The following is a 19,745-nucleotide window of genomic DNA, read 5'->3' on the forward strand; positions in this document are numbered from 1 at the left end:
TTTATATATTAAGCAGTTTCATTAAATAGTTCGCGACCGATGAGCATGCGACGGATTTCGCTGGTGCCGGCACCAATTTCATAAAGCTTGGCATCACGCCATAAACGACCAGCAGGGTACTCATTGATGTAACCATTACCACCGAGAATCTGAATACCGTCACCGGCCATTTTGGTTGCCATTTCCGCCACATAAAGAATTAAGGCAGCGCAGTCTTTGCGCACGTGACGAGCATGACCCTCGCCTAAGCTGTCTAACTGCTTACCGACCGCATAGGCATAAGCACGGCTGGCTTGTATACCGGCATACATATCGGCTATCTTGCCTTGGATTAATTGGAACTCACCGATGGACTGACCAAATTGCTTACGATCGTGAATATACGGTACCACCATATCCATCACGCTTTGCATAATCCCAAGTGGACCGCCGGATAGCACAGCACGCTCATAGTCTAAGCCGCTCATTAAGACCTTCACACCACCATTTAACTGGCCGAGAATATTTTCTTCTGGTACTTCACAGTCTTGGAACACTAACTCACCTGTGTGCGAACCGCGCATACCTAATTTATCAAGCTTTTGTGCAATCGAAAAGCCCGGGAAATCCTTTTCAATGATAAAGGCAGTAATACCTTTAGGGCCGGCATCCGGCTCGGTTTTGGCGTAGACTACAAGGGTATCGGCATCGGGACCGTTAGTGATCCACATCTTGCTGCCGTTTAATACATAACGATCGCCTTTTTTCTCAGCCCGTAATTTCATGCTGACAACGTCGGAACCGGCACCTGGCTCACTCATTGCCAGGGCACCGATATGCTCACCGCTGATTAACTTCGGTAAGTACTTGGCCTTTTGCTCATCATTACCATTGCGGAATAGCTGATTCACGCAGAGGTTGGAGTGGGCGCCGTAAGAGAGGGCAACTGAAGCGGAAGCGCGCGAGATCTCCTCCATGGCGATCATATGTGCTAAGTAACCCATTGCGGTACCGCCATACTCCTCGCTTACGGTTAAACCTAATAGACCTAGTTCACCAAACTTTTCCCATAAATCCATCGGGAACTGATCGCTATGGTCAATTTCTTGCGCGCGTGGGGCAATTTCAGTTTGAGCAAAGTCACGCACTGCATCGCGCAACATGTCTAAGTCTTCACCTAAATTAAAATTAATGCCTGGAATATTCATTTCCTCTCCTTGTGGCTAATAAAGTTATTTGCTCTGCTTGGCTAATAAATCAAAGCACATTTGCTCTTGACGATCGATTTCTTCAAGCACTTCCTGAATATCTTTTTGCTGCTGGATTAGCAGTTCTTTTTGCTTTTTTAAATGGGATAAATACGATTGTAATTGGCCTGGATGACTATTAGGGCCATCGTACATATCGATTAAATTGCGAATTTCCGCCAGTGAAAAACCCAAGCGCTTGCCGCGTAGGGCCAATTTAAGGCGGGTCCGATCGCGATGATTGTAAATCCGCTTTTGACCATCACGCTGGGGGCTAATAATCCCTTGGTCCTCGTAGTAACGAAGCGTGCGTGGTGTGACCTGATATATTTCGGCCAATTCGGAAATAGACCAAAGCTCTTGTGTCATAGCAATCAAATCTAAAAATTAAGTTTACGTTTACGTAAACGTGATTATGATTTAAGATCTATCGCTTGTCAATCATTAAGGGTATGATAGTCGAAGTTTTTTACGCCTTGACTACAAATTATGCGACGCTTTGATGAGTCAAATCGTCGAAGAGGAGACAATGAATGAATGAAAATGAAAAGAAATTAAGCTATCCCTTTGCTGAGGACTTGCCAGCAGAAGGCTATGCAATCGAAGTGGCCGCGGGGGTGAAGTGGATTCGTTTACCCCTGCCATTTGCGCTTGATCATATTAATTGTTGGTTAATCGCTGACGAGTATGAGGGTCAAAAGGGCTGGACCATGGTGGATTGCGGGATTAATAAACCCGTTGTGCGTGAGGTGTGGGAACAAATCTTTGCTAATGAGTTGGACGGTTTGCCCATTGTGCGCGTGATGGTGACTCATATGCATCCGGACCATGTGGGTTTGGCGGGCTGGCACTGTAGTCGCTGGAATGTGTCTTTGTGGATGAGTATGACGGATTACTTTGTGGCCCGTTGCTGGACCATGGACACCAAGGGTGCCGGTACCGGTGGGCAGGGTGCAGTGGCGCATTTTGCGCGGCATGGCTTATTGGATAAGGACTCGCAGCAAAAGATTTTGGAGCGCGCCAATTACTATCCCGGCTTAGTCTATCCGCCCCCAAGCAGCTTTAATCGTTTAATTGATGAACGGGTGATTGATATCGGTGGGCATGCTTGGACGCTAATTAGCGGCTATGGTCATGCGCCAGAACATATTAGCTTATATTGCCCGGATTTAGCGGTGCTGATTTCAGGGGATATGTTGCTGCCACGCATTTCAACCAATGTCAGTGTGTTTGATTTTGAGCCAGAGGCCAATCCTTTGCCGTTGTACTTGAATTCCGTGGTGAAGTTTTTAGACTTACCAGATGATACCTTGGTACTACCTTCGCATGGCAGACCGTTTAAAGGGATTAAGGAGCGTGTCACCCAGCAATTAGCCCACCACGAGGATCGCTTACGGGAGGTATTGGATCTTTGTGTAGAGCCTACCTGTGCGGCTGAGGTGGTGCCAAAAATGTTCAAGCGCCCATTGGATCTGCATCAATTGACCTTTGCGATGGGTGAAGCCTTAGCGCATTTACAAGCCTTGTACTATGAGGGTAAATTAAGTCGTGCCGCCGATGACTTGGGCGTGCTACGTTATCAAAAGATTGATGAGTAAGTAGCCCGCCAGCACAAAGAGGACGCTGGCACTTATGCGATTAAAAATGATTTGAGCACGCGCCGATTGCTTTAACCAGGGGCCTAAGCGATCGGCAAACACGCTAATTGTCCCAAAGACCAGCAGTGTCGCCAAAATCATTAATATGGCGAGCTGCGCATACTGGCGGCCGAGCTTGCCATTTTCCACCTGAATAAAGGGCTGGGTAAAGGATAGAAAAAAGAGAATCACTTTGGGATTGCTGAGGTTCATCAATACGCCACGCCAATAGGCTTGTCGCGGCCTTAGCATATCGCCACCGGCTGGCGTCTGAGTCACAACACCAGCATTAAAAAGTAAATAGGCCAAATACACTAAATAGCAGGCACCGAAGACATTAATCGCTTGATACACCAGGTGATAGCGATAAATCAACTCGCTTGCGCCCACCGCCACAATTCCGGTATGCACGACTAAGCCCGAGCATAAGCCTAGAATCAACATAAAGCCAATACGCCAACCCTGACGCATGGATTGCGCCATCACATAGAGATTATCCGGTCCAGGCAAAAGTGCTAATAAAGCAGCAGCCATAAAAAACGAAAGGGCGGAGCTTAGGATCATCACACAAGGCAGATTGGTTACAAGGTCTCAAAAGTATAGAATAAAATCAATGATATCGTTTCTTAAGCCTCAGTTTTTAAATATTGGAGTATCTACCCATGAAAAAGTCTCATCATTTAGTCACTCGTTTGCAGCATCTGGGTACCCTGCCTTGTGATGCCGAGCACCCGGTTGCCGCTGTGGCGACGCCGTCGATACGCACCAGCACGGTGCGCTTCCACAGCTTGGAACAGCTGGAGCGGACGGAGTCTTTAAGAGCGCAAGGTGAGCGAGCGATGAGCTACGGTCGCATGGGTTTGCAGACGCATGCCGAATTAGAGCAGATTTTCCTTGCTTTAGAAAATGGCGATCGTTGCTTTTTGGCTTCCTCCGGTGTGGGGGCGATTAGCATGACCTTGTTGTCCTTGCTTAGTCAAGGCGATCATATGGTGTGTACGGATAATGTCTATGGTCCAGTGCGTTCGCTAGACGAGACGATTCTGCAGCGCATGGGTATCCGCAGCACCTATGTAGGCGGTCATGATTATGCGGCTTTAGAAGCGGCCATTACGCCCGATACCAAGGTTTTATACGCCGAATCCCCTGGCTCATTATTATTGGAAATGTTGGATTTTCGTGCTTTATCTGAGATTGCTAAAAAGCATAAGCTGATCTTTGTGGTAGACAATACTTGGGGTAGCGGCTTGATTTATACGCCTTTGGAATTGGGCGCAGATATTTCCATTATTGCCGGTACCAAATACATCGGCGGTCATTCAGATTTAATGCTAGGCGCAGTGGTGGTTAAAGGTGTCGAGCTAGGCGCACGCATTGATCGCAACCAATATGCCTTGGGTTACTCCATTAGTGCCGATGATGCGTGGTTAGCTATTCGTGGCGTGCGTACCATGCCTATTCGTATGCAGCAGCATGCCGCCAATGCACTTAAGGTGTGCGAGTTTTTAAGTTCATTGGATGCGACCGTCGCAATTTATCACCCCGCCTATCCGGCTGATAAGCATCATGCGCTATGGCAACGCGACTGCAAGGGTTCTAATGGTTTATTGTCAGTGGCGTTTAAAGGGAGTCGTGAGCAGGCGCGAGCCTTTGTGGATGCATTAGCGATCTTCTATATTGGTTATTCATGGGGCGGCTTTGAGAGCTTGGTGCAATGGGTGCGTCCTCAAGGCATCGCACATCATTCCTATGCCTCCGAGGCGTTGCGCACAGGGGAGCATCAATTGATTCGATTGCATGTGGGCTTAGAGGCGGTGGAAGATTTGATTGCTGATCTACAGCAGGCTTATGACAAGGCCTTTGGCGCTTAGTTTTGTTCGGAGCGGAATGTATTGAAGCTTAAAGGACTCTTGTCGTCATAGGATGGAGTCCTTTAAGCGTGTGGATTGAGGAAGAAAGGGATAGTAATTACTTCTCTGCCAGTACCTTAGCAAGTAGTTCTTGCGCTTTTTGGATGCTACTTTCATAGGTGCCGGTCATGGACGGGGAGGTTAAATAGCGACCATCAATACCAATGGAGGGGGTACCCTGAACACCGTAGCTCTCAGTGAGTTTGCGCGCATTACGTGCTTTATGAGCAACACTGAAAGAGCTCATGGCTGAGCTAATAGCCTCTTTTTCAATGCCTTGCTTAACCGCCCAATCAATTAAGGCCTCTTCAGTAAAAATACGCTGACGCTCCTTATGAATGGCGTCAAAAAGCGGCAAATGTAGATCTAAGCGTCCCAAGGCTTCAATAGCGTAGTAAAACTTCTGCGTGGGCTCCATGGCGGCATTAAACGCCACAGGTACATGTAGCATCACGGCTTTGTCATCAAGATTTTTTTCCCAATCCTGCATCATCGGTGCAATCGCCGCACAATGGCTGCAGGTATAAGAGAAAAAATCCAGTACCTCAGCTTGCTCAGCGCTCGTCGTTGCTAAAGGCTTTGAAAAAGTCACGTAGGAGGGATCCTGTTGAGCCAATGCGGCGGGTGCTGCTAAGCTTGCGCTTAATAAGGCAGAGACTAAAAGGGTATTGGATAATTTGATCATCGTTAACTAAATCCTCAGGATACGTTAATTCACGGGTTTTATTCAGTAAAGCTAATGACTCTTAGGGCCGTCAAAAGTTCCTTTACTGCACGGGATGAAGTTTTAACTTCGTCGCTTGTAGTGCTTTTTGGCTTTGATTTAAGGCACTACTGGTGGTGTAGGGGCCAATGCGCACACGATAAACCGTTTTATTATTGACTAAGGCTTTATGCACGGAGGCGCTGCTATGGCCTAATAAGAGCAACTCCGCACGCACCGCATCGGCCTCATTTTCCGAGGCATAGGCTGCTGTTTGTAGGTAAAAAGGACGCTGCTCTGTGGGCACGGGATTTAAACTAAGTTTGGACTCAGGTGTGCTCGCTGCGGGCTTAGTGGCTGCGGCGGCAGTGACAGTACGGGCGCTGGTGTTGCTCTCTGCAGGCATGGTTTTAAGTAGCGCACCAAGATGATCCGCATCTTCTTTGGGCTTGCTAGGAGCGGCTTTGGGCGCACTAGGGGAAGCCGACTTTGAAGGGCGCTCATGTTGTGCAATCAAGTTGCCGATAGGGTCTTCTGTCAGCCGTGGCTGCGGCGCTTTAGTCTCAGCAGGCGCTTTGCTAGGCGCTTTAGGTGCCGGGGCAGTGGTCACAGCGGGGCGCTCAGGTGCTGGCTTGCTAGGCGCGATGACCGGTTCAGGTGTGCGCTTAGTAGCGAGTTCTGGTGTCGGCGCTACCTCAGGGCTAGGCGTAGGGCTTGTGGTACTGAGGCGAGGCGTTGTTGCGCTAGGTTCGCTTACGGGTGCAGGGCTACTCGGCTTGCTGTCGGTGGCTACATTTGCTCCAGTCTCACGCGGTTTAGGCGGTAGCGGATTCAATATATGCGGTTGATTCGGTGTATGCGCATAATTGGGCGTGCTACCCTTGGATAAATTCGCATCTTGACGAATAAAAATCGCATAAAACAAGATGGCAACAGCCAGGCCCGCAATCATGCCCATGGCGATAAAGGAGGTACTGCTACGTCCCGAAGTCGTTGAGGCACGGCTACGTGCAGTCGTGGTTTTTCTTGCGGTGCGTTTACGAGGTGCTGCCATAATGAATCGTACGATAATCCTAAACTACATTTGCTCGGGGGCGCTGACACCGAGTAAGTCCAAGCCATTAGCAATCACTTGACGTGTGGCATCAGCTAAACTTAAACGAGCCAGCTTGAGTGCTTGATCCTCAACCATGATCCGTTCGGCATTATACCAGGCGTGAAAATCAGCGGCACAATCAATTAACCAGAAGACGAGATGGTGCGGTGCTAACTCACGAGCGGCCATTTCGACTAGATTAGGTAGTTCAGCCAAGCGCTTTAAAAGCGTTATTTCACTGGGGGCGGTCAAGTGACTGAGATCGGCCTCTGCTAAATGAGGTGTCAATTCCGCACTGTCACGCAAGAGCTTACAAATACGAGCATGGGCGTATTGTACGTAGAAAACAGGATTTTCCTCATTTTTGGATAGGGCCAGATCAATATCAAAGGTAAACTCCGTATCGGCGCGTCGTTGAATCAAGAAGAAGCGCACCGCATCCTGACCCACCCAATCAATCAGATCACGCATGGTCACGTAACTACCAGCACGTTTGGAGATTTTGACCTCTTCGCCGCCACGCATTACGCGCACCATCTTATGGAGAATATAGGCTGGGTAGTCCTTGGGAATATCCAACTTCAAGCCTTGTAAACCTGCTCGCACGCGGGCAACGGTGCCGTGATGATCGCTACCCTGAACGTTAATTGCTTGCTTGTAACCACGTTCCCACTTACTGCGGTGATAGGCGACATCCGGTAGGAAGTAGGTGTAAGAGCCATCAGATTTGCGCATGACCCGATCTTTATCATCACCGGTACCAAGTTCGGTGGTTTTTAACCAAAGGGCGCCGTCTTTTTCATAGACAAAGCCATTTTCCGTGAGGGTTTTGACCGTTTGCTCTACCTTGCCCTCGGTGTAGAGTGAGCTCTCTAAGTAGTACTCATCAAAAAATAGATTAAAGGCTTGTAGATCAAGATCTTGTTCACGACGCAAATAGGCCACGGCAAAACGGCGGATATCGTCCAGATCGTCTACATCACCACCCGCTGTCACCTCCTTAGCGTCGGCGCTTACTGTTTTTTTGGCGATAAAATCATTGGCAATATCGACAATATAATCACCGCGATAACCGTCCTCAGGATAGCGCTCATCTTCCGGCTCAATCCCACGGGCACGGGCTTGCACGCTAAGGGCAAGCGCATTAATCTGGTTACCGGCGTCGTTATAGTAGAACTCACGGTGCACCGTGGCACCATTGGCCGTAAATAAGCGACAAATACAATCACCCAAGGCTGCTTGACGCGCATGGCCAACGTGTAAGGGGCCAGTCGGGTTAGCAGAAACGAACTCAACCATCACCTTTTGCCCGGCTTGGTTTTGAGAATGGCCGTAGTGCTCCTTTTGTGCTTGGATCGTTGGAATCACCGCCCACAGTGTTTCTGGCTTAAGTCTAAAGTTGATAAAGCCTGGACCAGCAATCTCTGCACTGGCGAGTATGGCTTGCGCTTCAGGGTGAGCGATTAAGGCATCACAAATTGCTTGCGCTAATTCGCGCGGGTTACGCTTAGCTGATTTGGCTAATTGCATGGCAATATTAGTGGCAATATCGCCGTGCTCCGCTTGCTTAGGACGCTCAAGCTTGATTTGCGCTTGATTGTCTGGCACCAGTTGATTAACCGTTTCTCGGATGATATGACTTAGTTTGTGTTGAAGCTCTGGGAGCATAGAAATCTCTACCTGCAGCGCCGCCAACAATGGGCAGCGCCACAAACAATAAATAAGGGTTAAACAATTATCGTATAAAAATCAATGTGTAATGATAGCATGAAGGGCTACCTGAACGCTTATGGCTCGATGACTTTGAGTGAAGACTTCCAACCTATGGCGCCCTCTAAAAAGCTCAGGTATTGGCGCGCTTTGACTTTGGCGATGATACGCGCATTGTCGGGAAAGATCATCGCATACTCATGCAAGGGGTCAAATAAAAACTCAAGTGCTTGGTTGTGTTCCAATCTCACCCGGCCGCCGATATGTGGTTGACTGCGTTGATGACCTAAAAAGCCGCCAGTATCAGAAATCACTTCTCTATCAACAATGCGCCATCTTCTTTGCGATAGCGAATACTCGAAGGTATCGCTCATATGGGTAAGTGGGTTTTGTATCGTATCCAAGCGCCATTGAGTAAGGGCGTCTAAGTCTTTTAGTTTTACTTTTGCCTTTACTTTTGCCATATCGTAAACCCAGTTTAAAGGGATATTGGATAGGTCACCATAGGTACCCGGTTTGTCATTGCCGAATGCAGTGAGATCGCTTTCATAGAGCGCGCCTCCAATGTCCGAGTGCACACCTAAAAAACCCTGCTCCATCACATTGTCAGCGTTGTCATTATGAAATGAGGTCAGCGGAAATATCATTCTATGCTCATTCATTGCTACTGCATGCGCATAAAGTTGCCAGGCCGGGGACACAGTAAAGTTGTAGTTACTATTGGAAAAGCCCAAGGCACCAAATTGATGCACTGTATCAAATAAGCCTACAAAGCGTAAATTGAGACATGCTTGTACTTGTTGCCGTCCGCTAGGACGCCATTTGGCCGTGTAATTAAAGTAACTATCTTTGGTGTATTCGGCAATTTTATTAGCAAAAATACTGGCTAGGGCTGCGCCTCTTGAGAAACCGGATAAATCAATATTAATAAAGTTATCGATTAAGGGACCTTTTTGAGCGATTCTGGCGATTGCATCAACTAATCGCATCCATTGCATATTCAGTACATAAGGGGCCATTGAACCTAAGAGCATATCCTTGGTGGTGCCAGGTATTCGGTGCGGTACTTTCCACTCAAGCAGTTGCCGCGCTTTGAATGATCTCACGCTGGGGTGATAGTTTGCTGTATGCGTTTTGGCCATATCATCCAGGAAGGCATGCATAAACTGATACACCTTGAGATTCGCCTCTTCTGTGCCTAGCCCCTCAATGTAGTGTACCGGACCGTCATCATAGAGTTGACCAAGTTTATAGGCATTAGTTTGTGAGCTTGGGGTGTTGGTAGTGCCGTCAAACACAAACATCAGTAAGCCCAAGGGGTCAATCCATTGACGTGGGTTTTGATTGGCATAACCATAGGCATCGTTGGTAGCAACGGGGCCTAAAGGATCAGGCTCTAGGTAGTGACCGAGCTCAGGATCATAATTTCTATAGATATTTTGATGTAAGCCAGTTTCTGCATCATAGTATTGACCCGGTAGGCGTAAATTAAATTCAATCTTTTCGATGATGGGCTGACTTTTACCAAAGGCTTCATTATCCGCAAGCCAAACCGTTTGTTGATGTTCATCCGTGACTAAAAACGGTTGCCCGCTACCATCGCTATGGATATAGTAGATTTGTGTTTTGTTTGGATCGCTGTAATCAATCAATGCGACTGGCAAGTGTCCGTCATAAATGTAGCGCCGGCTAAGATAGGGTTTATCTCCCCACGAGTTGTAGATTTTTTTATCGGCCTTGGCCGCGGGTAAAAAAGCTTCAGCGACTAATTGCTGATTTAAATAGTAGTATTGGGTTTCACCTTGTGGGGTTGTTTTGCGGATACGCTGATTTAAGCCGTCATACTCATAGCTAGCTAGTATGTCTTGACCCTTGTGTACCTCCTTAAGTAAATTACTCTCATCATAAATGAGCCGTAGCTCATCCATTTGCTGTATAAAGCCAGCGCGATCTCGTTTAATGTTTTTTATAAATAAGGCCTGCTGTTGGCTTTGTTGCTGCCCCTCCTTGCGCGTGTGTAGTTGTTGACGAGCATAGGCCATCCCGCCGGCTTGCCACGCATAAAAATTGGTTTTGCTTTCAAGGCCTTGTGAAGTTTCTTGTTGTGTGTCCGAACGCATTAGTTGGCCAAGCTGATTAAATTCAAATTGGGTATATTTATTGATCTTTAACGCATCCGATAAATGATGCTCGGCAGCTAGTAAGCCATTATCACGGTAATAGCGAATTTCTCGCCAATAGGGGCTAGACTCACCCGCTTTAAGTAGCTCTAAGCGCACGCTGTTATTGTTAAAAGAGGGGTTGGGGCGCGCCTGGCTGATCAGTTGATTACCGTATTGGCGCTGATGTGTACCTAAGCGTTGATAGAGTAATTTGGGTGCTTGTTGGGGCTCGGCATCCACGGCTTGCCAGTAAATGGCGCTGAGTTCATGCGCTTTATCATAGTGGTAATACAATGTGCCTTGTTCTGGTAGGGAATGCTCAACAATTCGGTCTTGCTGATGCACATCAAACAGATCCTCTAGCAGGCTTTCAGTGCGACTACTCCATTTGCGGATGGTGCTGTGCTGAATCTGTTGTGTGAACTTTTTAATCGAGAGTGATTTATGATCCCCCTCGCCCTCTAATGAAAAGTTAGAAGCAAGGGGCTTATTGATAAAATTGCGGCGAGTGTCGAAATGTATAGAGCCTAACAAGCGACCGTAGTTAATGGCAATGCCATTGCGTTGGTAGTGCTGAGTTTTTCTCATCAAAAAATGCGTACCATTCGCATAGTTCTTGTACTTAGGGTACAAGGTGTCGGGATCGATTTCATAAAAGGTCTTACCCGTATATAAACTGCTCCATGCATAGGGCTTAGCGTCTTTATCGTAGAAAATCTTGAGGCCGGGCCAACCACGATGCGCTACCTCAATGCTTTCGATGTGATTATCTGTGGCATGGCGCTTAAGCTTGATATGATTGACGGCGGTGATATAGCCGGCCTCATTATATTGAATAGTCGTACCGGGGGCGGGGCATTTAAAGCATGGTGCACCCTCAGCCTTGGTTAAAAGGTATTGGCTCCCTAACATGGTGCTGTGAAAACGACTCAGCGTGCCAGCCGTGGTGGACTCAGCTGCCGGCTGGAGAGCACTATCGGCAGAGCGCTGATCGATATCAGGCTGGGGTATAAACTGTCTGACCTCTGTGAGCCCGGTGTCGCCGTTAAACTGAGGGACTTTGATATAGTTAAAGCGCATGCTGAGTGGATGACTTAACTCCTCATGCTGATGGAAGTGCACCTCAACGGCTTGATGGTGTGAGTTATAGCGCCATGAGATATCACGATAGGGCTTGGATTGATCCTGCTGGAAATGCGTAGCTCGTCTTAATAAATAGGGTGAAAGCTGCTCATCGAAGCCGGTGGCGTTGGCTTGGTATTGATAGTTGATTCGGGCGCCATCCGGCAGCAGAGCGCTCAGTAGTCGAGGGGACTCTTTATCCACAGGCACATCGTACTCAAACTCAATCCGTCCACTCGGTGTCTGAATATGGGAAATGCGGGCGTGCTGACCCCATGTTTGATACTCAAAGCTCATGCTTTGGTGGCTACGGTTTTGTACGAAGAGAATTGCGTCTTGCGTAGGGCCGACCTTGGTCTCACGCTCAATAAACACAGCCTCTGCGGCAGGCATTTGACTGACGATTAAACGACCCTGGCCATTAAAAATATCAATCGCACCGGAGGGGTACTGCCAAAGCCATAAATCGCCCCGCAGCGAGGCCAGAAATTGATTTGAAAAATACTCACTGAGTGGCTTTTTATCTTCCGTGGGGATGTTGCCCGCTGCGTTTAGGCGCTCCATAATGGAAGCCGAAGTGATTCTAGTTAGGCTGCCGAACTCATTATTAGGTGATTTGGCGACCTCCCCCTCAAAGGCTTCAAAGCTAATGCGGGTACTGTCATCTAGCAGGATTTGCGGTCGCTTGCCCTGTAGATATAATTGACGCTCATAGGAGTGACGCCAGCCTTGACCGATAAAAGAGGGCGTTAATTGGGTGGAATTATAATAACGGAAGAATTCCAAGCCAGAATGGGCGGCAGCGCCGAAATAGTCTCTCTCCTCTTGGAATTTATTGCCATTGCTTAAATTAACCGGATTAGCGGCGGATTTGTCCAGCGTGACATTGCTACCAGTGCCGTAGCATGGGTTACCAGCGCTTTGAGCCGTGCAGGGTGGGGCGCTGGAGGTGGCGCTGCTACTCTGTGCTTGGGCTAGCGGTAGCTGGGTGGCAGCACTGCACGCGATTAAAACGGCAACAACAGAAGTAATAAGCGTTTTCATAGCCATTCTCTAATCAATTAAGGAAATAACTAATTGTGATAGAAAGTCACACTTATAAGTGCAGAGTAGGCTAAATTTGTCCTATGGCTTTTTTGATTTTTTCAACGAGGAGCAGTCTATGTTAATTACTTTTAAATCTAAAAATAGCGGTGAGGTGATGATGTTGGCTAAGCATGCCCTGGCGGTGTTAAAGGCGGCTGGACGTGATTATGGCGATACGATGCCGGCGCAGGGTGTGTTTACCGCTGAGCAACTAACAGAGGCAATTGCCAATTTGCGTCAAGCCATTGATGAAGATAGCCATAAGGATTTGCACAGCTATGCCGTCCACGACCAGGAAGTAGAGCAGCGCGATAAGGAAAATCTTGAGGCCAAGCATCCCTTAATTGAAGGGGTGAATCTTAGTCAGCGCGCTTATCCGCTCTTGAAGATGTTTGAAAGCGCACAACAGCATGGTGATGATGTGGTGTGGAGCGGTGGTAGCGCGTGGTAATGTTTGATGCTGAGTAAGCAAAAACCGCCTTGCATCATGCTGCGAAGGCGGTTGGTACTATTTAGCGTTTTAGCTGATTAGGCGGTTGCCGTCTCAGCCTCTGCTGCGGTCTCAGTACTAAGGTTTTGTAAGTGACGGTTAATGGCACTGACAACGGCTAGGAAGGATGAGGTCACAATATCTTTATGTAGGGCAACGCCATAGCCGGATTGTGAACCATCTAAACGTAGTTCCACATAACTAGCCGCTTTGGTATTTTCACCGCTACCGATGGCATGCTCCGCGTAGTCCATAAACTCAATTGGCATATTTAAGGCATTGATAAAGGCGGAAATGGCGCCATTGCCTTTGCCCTTAAGGACTTTTTCCTCATCGTGATACTTCATCCGTACTACCACCGAGAAGCGCTCGTTTTCCTCACCATTAGGATGGCTGGTAATCTGATGTTCAATCAGGGTCCAAGGCGATGTTTGGGTTAAGTATTCCGCCTCAAAAATCTGATAAACCATCTGGGCATCCACCTCTTTACCAGTTTCATCCGTGACCCGTTTAATTGCACGGCTGAATTCGATTTGTAAGCGACGCGGCAAGCTTAATCCATGCTCTTCCTCCAGTAGGTAGGCCACACCGCCTTTGCCGGATTGGCTATTCACACGAATCACGGCATCATAACTACGGCCCAAGTCGGCAGGGTCAATCGGTAAATAAGGCACCTCCCACGGCTCATCTGCCTTTTGTACGGCAAAGCCTTTTTTAATCGCGTCTTGGTGTGAACCAGAGAAAGCGGTAAACACAAGATCGCCGGCCCAAGGGTGACGTGGGTGAATTGGTAACTGGTTGCAATATTCGGCGGTGCGACGTACTGCGTCAATATCAGAAAAGTCCAAGCCTGGGTGAATGCCTTGAGTATATAGGTTAATGGCTAAGGTCACGAGGCAGACATTACCCGTGCGCTCACCATTACCAAATAAGCAGCCTTCCACTCGATCGGCGCCGGCCATCAAGGCTAATTCGGCGGCAGCTACGGCAGTGCCACGGTCGTTATGCGGGTGTACGCTGACAATACACGCTTCACGCTGCTTAATATGATTGCAGAAGTATTCGATTTGATCTGCGTAAAGATTGGGTGTGGTGGCTTCAATGGTGGCAGGTAAGTTAAAGACAATTTTTTTGTCGACGCTGGCGCCGTAGGTCTCGGCCACTGCATTACACACCTCAACCGCTAATTCCGGCTCGGTGGTAGAGAAGACTTCCGGTGAGTACTCAAAACGCCAATTAATCTCAGGATATTTGGCTTGCTCAGCCATGACCATTTTGGTACCGGCAACCGCAAACTCACGCACTTCCTCTTTGCTCATGTTGAAGACAATCTTACGGAAAGCGGGTGCACATGCGTTATACATGTGGATCATGGCGTTTTTAGCGCCGGCACAAGACTCAGCGGTACGGGCGATTAAATCCTGACGTGCTTGTGTTAAGACAATGATCGTCACATCATCGGGGATCAGATCGTTTTCAACCAAATGGCGTACAAAATCAAAATCTGTTTGAGAAGCCGATGGGAAACCCACTTCAATTTCTTTAAAACCGATTTGCACTAGGTGCTTAAAGAAGTGTAATTTACGTTCAATACTCATCGGCTCAATAAGCGCTTGGTTACCATCACGTAAGTCGGTACTCATCCAAATCGGTGGCTTGCTAATTTGTTTAGAAGGCCACGTGCGCTCGGAGAAGTCACGTGCAAAGGGTTTGAAAGGAATGTATTTAGTCGCTGGATTCGATAACATGGTGACACCTATTTTTTGCTCAATATGGCTAGTAGCCTTAACTATCAATGGCTGGTCTTAAGAAAAAACGATATAAAAAACTGCTAAAGCGCACTCCACTCGAGGGAGTCATTTGGGTGGCTCAACGGGTCGGCTGCATAGCACCACCAAGGCTCTAGGCTAGGCAACCGATCAATAAGAGGAGTAAAGCGAGGAGTGCAGCGCTTTGCAATGTAGAGATAGAAGTAGAGTCTTGAAATGCGTGGCTAGACGCAGCAGGAAACACCGACTGAGCTGAGGCCTGTGGGCCATCAACTGAGCTCGCAAAATTTACAGCGAAGGGTTCCTTTAGAGTATCCATAAGTATTACTTCTATCATGCCTAAACTAATTAATCAAGCTTTAGGCGCATCATTCACAATAATGATGTCTTTTTCAGCAGGATGTGTGGCGTTTTCGCTAAGCTTACTGCTATCGTTTTGAGGTGCTGGCGCTACCGGTGCTGTGGGGACGGTCGCATCAGTCGTCACCGGCGCTACTCGCACTGTCGGCTCCTCTATCAGCGGCTCGTTCGTGGCTGCAGTGCCATAGAGATGCTGATTGAGCAGCTGCTCTTGGGCACGGGCATCTTCGATATACTTAAAGCGACCCTGTCTAAGCTCGCGACTTAATTGCTTAATTTGCTCGATTTTAAGTGGTTCACGTCGATCCGCCCAGACCCAAGCCAGTACCTCTAGGCTCATGGGGGATAAGTGGCTGAGTAGGTTTCTTGCCGCAGGCATCGGCACATGGCTTTGAGCGTGATGATTGAGCTGTTGCTGGATTAGGTTGTTGAGAAAAGACAACACCAGTAGGGCTAAGATAATAACAAGTGCCCACCCAAAATACATATCGTACTTTTCGACGTATTCCACCACCATCTCGATGGCCGAGCCATTTAAAAAGTCATAGTTTAGGCCGCGACCGAAGCTTAATATCTTTTGTGCGACCCAATACACTAGGGCTAAGACCAGTACTGTCACGGCGATTAGGGCAAATAAGCGGCCTTTGATTAAGTTAAAAAGGGTGCTGTCAATAAGCTTGATATCGCGTTTGTAGTCGGCTCGTTTCGGCATCATGGTAGGTTCTCAATTGCTCGTTTAATTCAATGGAAAGCTTATTTTAACGATTTTTGGCCTACCTCACCAGCGTATGGATTTAGCGCGCTGGGCAATCCGCAACCTTGCCCCAGGCCCTATTGGGGCCACAGTATTGATTACGAATACGGCTGATACATGCAGGACGCTCGTCAAAACCCAGGGTGCGGCAGTGCGCCATGGCACGATTAAAGGAGGCGACCCATGCCTGATCGCCGCCGCTATTAACCGGTGCGGTGTCCTGTCGACGGATAGGTTGGAAGCTTTGGCTGCCGCCAGTGGTGCCTTGTGTGACGACACCGCTTAAGCGCTGATTCTCTTCAGCGTACATGGCACTTTTTTCCTCATTTTTGAGGGTGGTTGCTAAGCTGTCTTGCTTCACTTGCCAATCAACCTCTGGCTTGGCGGCCGCTAAGCCCTGGGTGCCGTCTAATAAGGGCTGCATAGGCTGCGGTATCAATAAATTACCCTGAGCATCGTATTCGGCCGGCGGGTCAAGCTCGGTGACATTAGGAATATTGGCCTGTACAGGCACTCGATCGGTTAAATAGTCACCTGCTTGCAAACCTAAGGCGGTTGCAATACCGGCTAACACAATCACTGTAAAAATTAATAAACGCCAAGACATAATAAATAGGGTGCTCCCCTAAGGTTAATTAGTGACTTTCAGCAAAAATCTGACCGCCTTGCTCACGCATTACATGGAATTGTATATCGGGATGGAGCTCCTGCGCTACCCTAAGCTGAGCCTGTGAACTGACCAAAAAGGCTGGCGCATCCACTACATCGTAGGCGATATTGGAAATATTCGCATCTAAAAATTTACGTAAGGCCTGTGGATTGGAACTCGTCACCCAGCGGGCCAAATTGTAGCGCGAAGGGCCTAAAATCGCATCTACCCCGTATTCAGTCTTAAGTCGATGGGCGACTACTTCAAACTGTAATTGACCCACTGCACCCAGTAATAAAGTACCGCCCGCAATTTGTGGTTTAAATACCTGAATGGCGCCCTCCTCACCTAATTGCGTCAGGCCGGTATGCAGCTGCTTGCTACGGAGTGGATCTTTGACCTCAACCGTCTGAAAAAGTTCAGGTGCAAAAAAAGGTAATCCGGTAAAGTGTAGTTTTTCACCCTCGGTTAACACATCACCAAGGTGTAATACGCCGTGGTTTGGTATGCCAATCACATCGCCGGCATAGGCCTCATCCACTAAGTCACGCCGTTGTGATAAAAATGAGACGGGGTTGTTTGGACGAATGTCTTTGCCCGTACGTGCAACGCGTAAACGCATACCACGTTCAAATTTGCCAGAACTGACACGCACAAAGGCTACGCGGTCACGGTGCGCTGGGTCCATATTGGCCTGCACCTTAAAGACCACACCAGTAAACTTAGGCTCGGAAGGCTCAATCGTACGCTCAATGGCCTCACGGGCACCCGGCGGCGGTGCGTATTCTACTAAGGCATCGAGTAATTCTTGGACACCAAAGTTATACACTGCAGAGCCGAATAAAACGGGTGTTTGCTTTGCGTCTAAGAAGGCGGCATGATCAAAATCTGGCGTCGCGAGTTGAATTAACTCAATTTCTTCGCGTGCTTTGCCAATGGTATCTGGGCAACGCTCAGTCAATAGCGGATTGCTTAAGTCGGGAATAAATTCATCCTCTGCACTGCCGCTTTTGGACGGATTGGTACGGTTAAACATGCGCATCTGATCTTTGGTCAAATCATAAATGCCGCTGAATTGACGCCCCATGCCCACAGGCCAAGTAAAGGGAATACAATCCATTTCCAAATGGGATTCAATCTCACCGATCAGCTCAAGTGGCTCTCGTACCTCACGGTCGAGCTTATTAATAAAGGTCAAAATGGGTGTATTACGGGCGCGACAGACTTTTAATAAGCGCTCCGTTTGCGGCTCAATACCATTAGCCGCATCCACCACCATGACTGCTGCATCAACTGCGGTTAAGACGCGGTAGGTATCCTCGGAGAAGTCTTGGTGTCCCGGTGTGTCCAAAAGATTAATCACACAATCCCTGTACTCCATTTGCATCACGGAGGAGGCGACGGAAATACCGCGTTGCTTTTCAATCTCCATCCAGTCGGAGGAGGCGTGACGCTCTGCTTTGCGCGCTTTTACGCTACCGGCGATTTGAATTGCACCGGCAAAGAGTAAGAGCTTTTCGGTGAGCGTGGTTTTACCCGCATCGGGGTGAGAAATAATAGCAAAAGTGCGCCGTCTGGCGACCTCTTGGGAAATTTTACTGTTGCTTGACATGCTTTGTGTTAACTTTTCAGCCTTAAATAAATTGAATGAATTGTAGCATGAGCTAAATGATGATTATACGCTCATAAAGGCCATGGTTAATGCCGCTAGAATAAAGCATAGGCCGAAGATTTTATTAATTTTAGCGGTGGTGTGTGGGTTTTTTAAGAATTTGACTAGATTGGCCGCAAGTGCTGCATAGCCCAGCATAATCACTAAGTCCACAGCGCAGAGCGTAAACCAGATAATCACATATTGGATGAGTAAGGGCTTGCTTGTATCCACAAATTGCGGAATCACGGCCAGTAAAAAAATCGCTGCTTTGGGGTTAGTAATATCGACTAAAAAACCTTGTAAAAAGAGCTTGCCTGCGGTTGATGCAGGCATCTTGCTGACATCGACTCGCACCATACTGACGGGCGAGCGATATTGCTTGACCCCAAGGTAAACTAAATAGGTGACACCAACCCACTTAATCACGGTAAAGAGCAGCATGGAGGTTTTAATCATGGCCGCCACGCCGATAATACTGATAATAAATTGTACGCTGTACCCGCCGATCAAGCCAATCACCAAGGCGGAGCCTGGCCACATGCCATAGCGTAAGCCAGCCGCCATGGAGGCAACAGCACCGGGTCCCGGAGAAAGTGAAATAGCCCAAGCGGCAAAAAATAACGTCAACCAGACAGAAAGTAACATAACAATAGCGCAGACCAAGAAAGGGCACGGTTGATCCGTGCTAGTAGGGGATTATATGCTGTTGCTGCGGTTACAATCAGTTATCTTTAAGAGTGGTGTAATTTTTCTACGCCCGATAAAATAGCTTAAGTTTTAATTAATTAGAGTGAGTCTATTATGCGTCAATTTTTTCGAGTCTTTGTTGTCGCCTTGGTTGCGAGTTTCTTAGCCGGTTGCGGTTATAACGAGATTCAGCGTCTGGATGAGGGTGTTAAGGCGGCTTGGTCAGAGACGCTAAACCAGTATCAACGTCGTGCCGATTTAGTGCCGCAGTTGGTTGAAAGTGTTAATGCCTATATGGTGCATGAGCGTGATCTGTTAAAAGAAGTAACTGAGGCCAGAAGTCGTGTGGGTTCGATTAATGTCTCGCCCGATCGTTTACCGACCGAAGAGGAAATGGCTCAGTTCCAAGCCGCGCAGGCGCAGTTAGGCTCTGCCTTATCCCGTTTAATTGCAGTGTCAGAAAACTATCCGGAGCTGAAGTCGGATGGTTTATTTAGAGATTTAAATATTCAGTTAGAGGGTACTGAAAACCGAATTGCGACCGCCCGTGGTCGTTATATTCGTGAGGTTCAAGGCTTTAATACCTATATCCGCCAGTTCCCAACCTTAATTACAGCAAAAATTTTCGGCTACAAGGTGTTGCCTAATTTTGGTGTAGATAATCAAGACAGCATTATGCAACGACCGACTATCCGTTTTGATAGACCTCAAACTGCGCCTGCAAACTAGG

At 48.0% G+C, this 19,745-nt stretch carries 16 protein-coding genes; 4 read left to right on the forward strand and 12 right to left on the reverse strand.

All coding sequences use genetic code 11. The annotated features are described in order from the left end of the window. Window positions 1-8: 8 nt before the first annotated feature. Window positions 9-1,187, reverse strand: a complete 1,179-nt coding sequence (locus A3GA_RS0100090; RefSeq protein ID WP_018025336.1) for an isovaleryl-CoA dehydrogenase — start codon at window positions 1,185-1,187, stop codon at window positions 9-11. Window positions 1,188-1,211: 24 nt separating this feature from the next. Next, window positions 1,212-1,595 (reverse strand): MerR family transcriptional regulator, encoded by a 384-nt coding sequence (locus A3GA_RS0100095; protein WP_018025337.1) that lies wholly within the window; start codon window positions 1,593-1,595, stop codon window positions 1,212-1,214. Window positions 1,596-1,759: 164 nt separating this feature from the next. Here A3GA_RS0100095 and A3GA_RS0100100 point away from each other — a divergent pair, with 164 nt between their 5' ends. Then, on the forward strand, window positions 1,760-2,824 hold the full coding sequence (locus tag A3GA_RS0100100) for an MBL fold metallo-hydrolase (protein WP_018025338.1): 1,065 nt from the start codon (window positions 1,760-1,762) through the stop codon (window positions 2,822-2,824). On the opposite strand, the gene A3GA_RS0100105 is transcribed toward A3GA_RS0100100, so the two are convergent. Next, window positions 2,798-3,397, reverse strand: coding sequence for a LysE family translocator (locus A3GA_RS0100105; RefSeq protein WP_018025339.1), 600 nt, complete (start codon window positions 3,395-3,397; stop codon window positions 2,798-2,800). The genes A3GA_RS0100100 and A3GA_RS0100105 overlap by 27 nt on opposite strands. 128 nt (window positions 3,398-3,525) lie before the next feature. Here A3GA_RS0100105 and A3GA_RS0100110 point away from each other — a divergent pair, with 128 nt between their 5' ends. Then, window positions 3,526-4,734, forward strand: coding sequence for a trans-sulfuration enzyme family protein (locus tag A3GA_RS0100110; RefSeq protein ID WP_018025340.1), 1,209 nt, complete (start codon window positions 3,526-3,528; stop codon window positions 4,732-4,734). A 97-nt stretch (window positions 4,735-4,831) separates the two neighbouring features. On the opposite strand, the gene A3GA_RS0100115 is transcribed toward A3GA_RS0100110, so the two are convergent. From A3GA_RS0100115 to A3GA_RS0100130, 4 genes are all read right to left on the reverse strand, one after another. Further along, the gene (locus A3GA_RS0100115; RefSeq protein WP_018025341.1) at window positions 4,832-5,458 is read right to left on the reverse strand and encodes a thiol:disulfide interchange protein DsbA/DsbL; all 627 of its coding nucleotides are present in this window, start codon (window positions 5,456-5,458) and stop codon (window positions 4,832-4,834) included. An 82-nt stretch (window positions 5,459-5,540) separates the two neighbouring features. Next, complete coding sequence (locus tag A3GA_RS0100120) at window positions 5,541-6,530, reverse strand: SPOR domain-containing protein (RefSeq protein ID WP_018025342.1); 990 nt, start codon at window positions 6,528-6,530, stop codon at window positions 5,541-5,543. Window positions 6,531-6,554: 24 nt separating this feature from the next. After that, window positions 6,555-8,240, reverse strand: a complete 1,686-nt coding sequence (gene argS, locus A3GA_RS0100125; RefSeq protein ID WP_026156706.1) for an arginine--tRNA ligase — start codon at window positions 8,238-8,240, stop codon at window positions 6,555-6,557. 119 nt (window positions 8,241-8,359) lie between these two features. Further along, on the reverse strand, window positions 8,360-12,610 hold the full coding sequence (locus A3GA_RS0100130; protein ID WP_018025344.1) for an RHS repeat-associated core domain-containing protein: 4,251 nt from the start codon (window positions 12,608-12,610) through the stop codon (window positions 8,360-8,362). A gap of 118 nt (window positions 12,611-12,728) precedes the next feature. Here A3GA_RS0100130 and A3GA_RS0100135 point away from each other — a divergent pair, with 118 nt between their 5' ends. Beyond that, entirely contained in the window at window positions 12,729-13,103 is a 375-nt protein-coding gene (locus A3GA_RS0100135) for a DUF1840 domain-containing protein (protein ID WP_018025345.1), read from the forward strand. Between the two features lie 77 nt (window positions 13,104-13,180). Here the strand turns inward: A3GA_RS0100135 and leuA are convergent, their stop codons facing one another. The 5 genes from leuA to A3GA_RS0100160 all read right to left on the reverse strand — a co-directional run bounded on the left by leuA (window position 13,181) and on the right by A3GA_RS0100160 (window position 18,973). After that, the gene (gene leuA / locus A3GA_RS0100140; RefSeq protein WP_018025346.1) at window positions 13,181-14,890 is read right to left on the reverse strand and encodes a 2-isopropylmalate synthase; all 1,710 of its coding nucleotides are present in this window, start codon (window positions 14,888-14,890) and stop codon (window positions 13,181-13,183) included. Between the two features lie 373 nt (window positions 14,891-15,263). After that, on the reverse strand, window positions 15,264-15,986 hold the full coding sequence (locus A3GA_RS0100145) for a hypothetical protein (RefSeq protein WP_018025347.1): 723 nt from the start codon (window positions 15,984-15,986) through the stop codon (window positions 15,264-15,266). Between the two features lie 79 nt (window positions 15,987-16,065). Beyond that, window positions 16,066-16,632 carry a hypothetical protein gene (locus tag A3GA_RS0100150; protein ID WP_018025348.1) on the reverse strand — a complete coding sequence of 189 codons (567 nt, stop codon included), beginning with the start codon at window positions 16,630-16,632 and terminating at the stop codon, window positions 16,066-16,068. Between the two features lie 28 nt (window positions 16,633-16,660). Beyond that, complete coding sequence (locus A3GA_RS0100155; RefSeq protein ID WP_018025349.1) at window positions 16,661-18,286, reverse strand: peptide chain release factor 3; 1,626 nt, start codon at window positions 18,284-18,286, stop codon at window positions 16,661-16,663. Between the two features lie 63 nt (window positions 18,287-18,349). Beyond that, complete coding sequence (locus tag A3GA_RS0100160; RefSeq protein WP_018025350.1) at window positions 18,350-18,973, reverse strand: LysE family transporter; 624 nt, start codon at window positions 18,971-18,973, stop codon at window positions 18,350-18,352. Window positions 18,974-19,129: 156 nt separating this feature from the next. On the opposite strand from A3GA_RS0100160, the gene A3GA_RS0100165 reads away from it, so the two are divergent. Next, entirely contained in the window at window positions 19,130-19,744 is a 615-nt protein-coding gene (locus tag A3GA_RS0100165; RefSeq protein WP_018025351.1) for a LemA family protein, read from the forward strand. The last annotated feature ends 1 nt before the right edge of the window (window position 19,745 follow it).

It is taken from the genome of Oligella urethralis DSM 7531, assembly GCF_000372065.1.
Lineage (GTDB): Bacteria > Pseudomonadota > Gammaproteobacteria > Burkholderiales > Burkholderiaceae_B > Oligella > Oligella urethralis.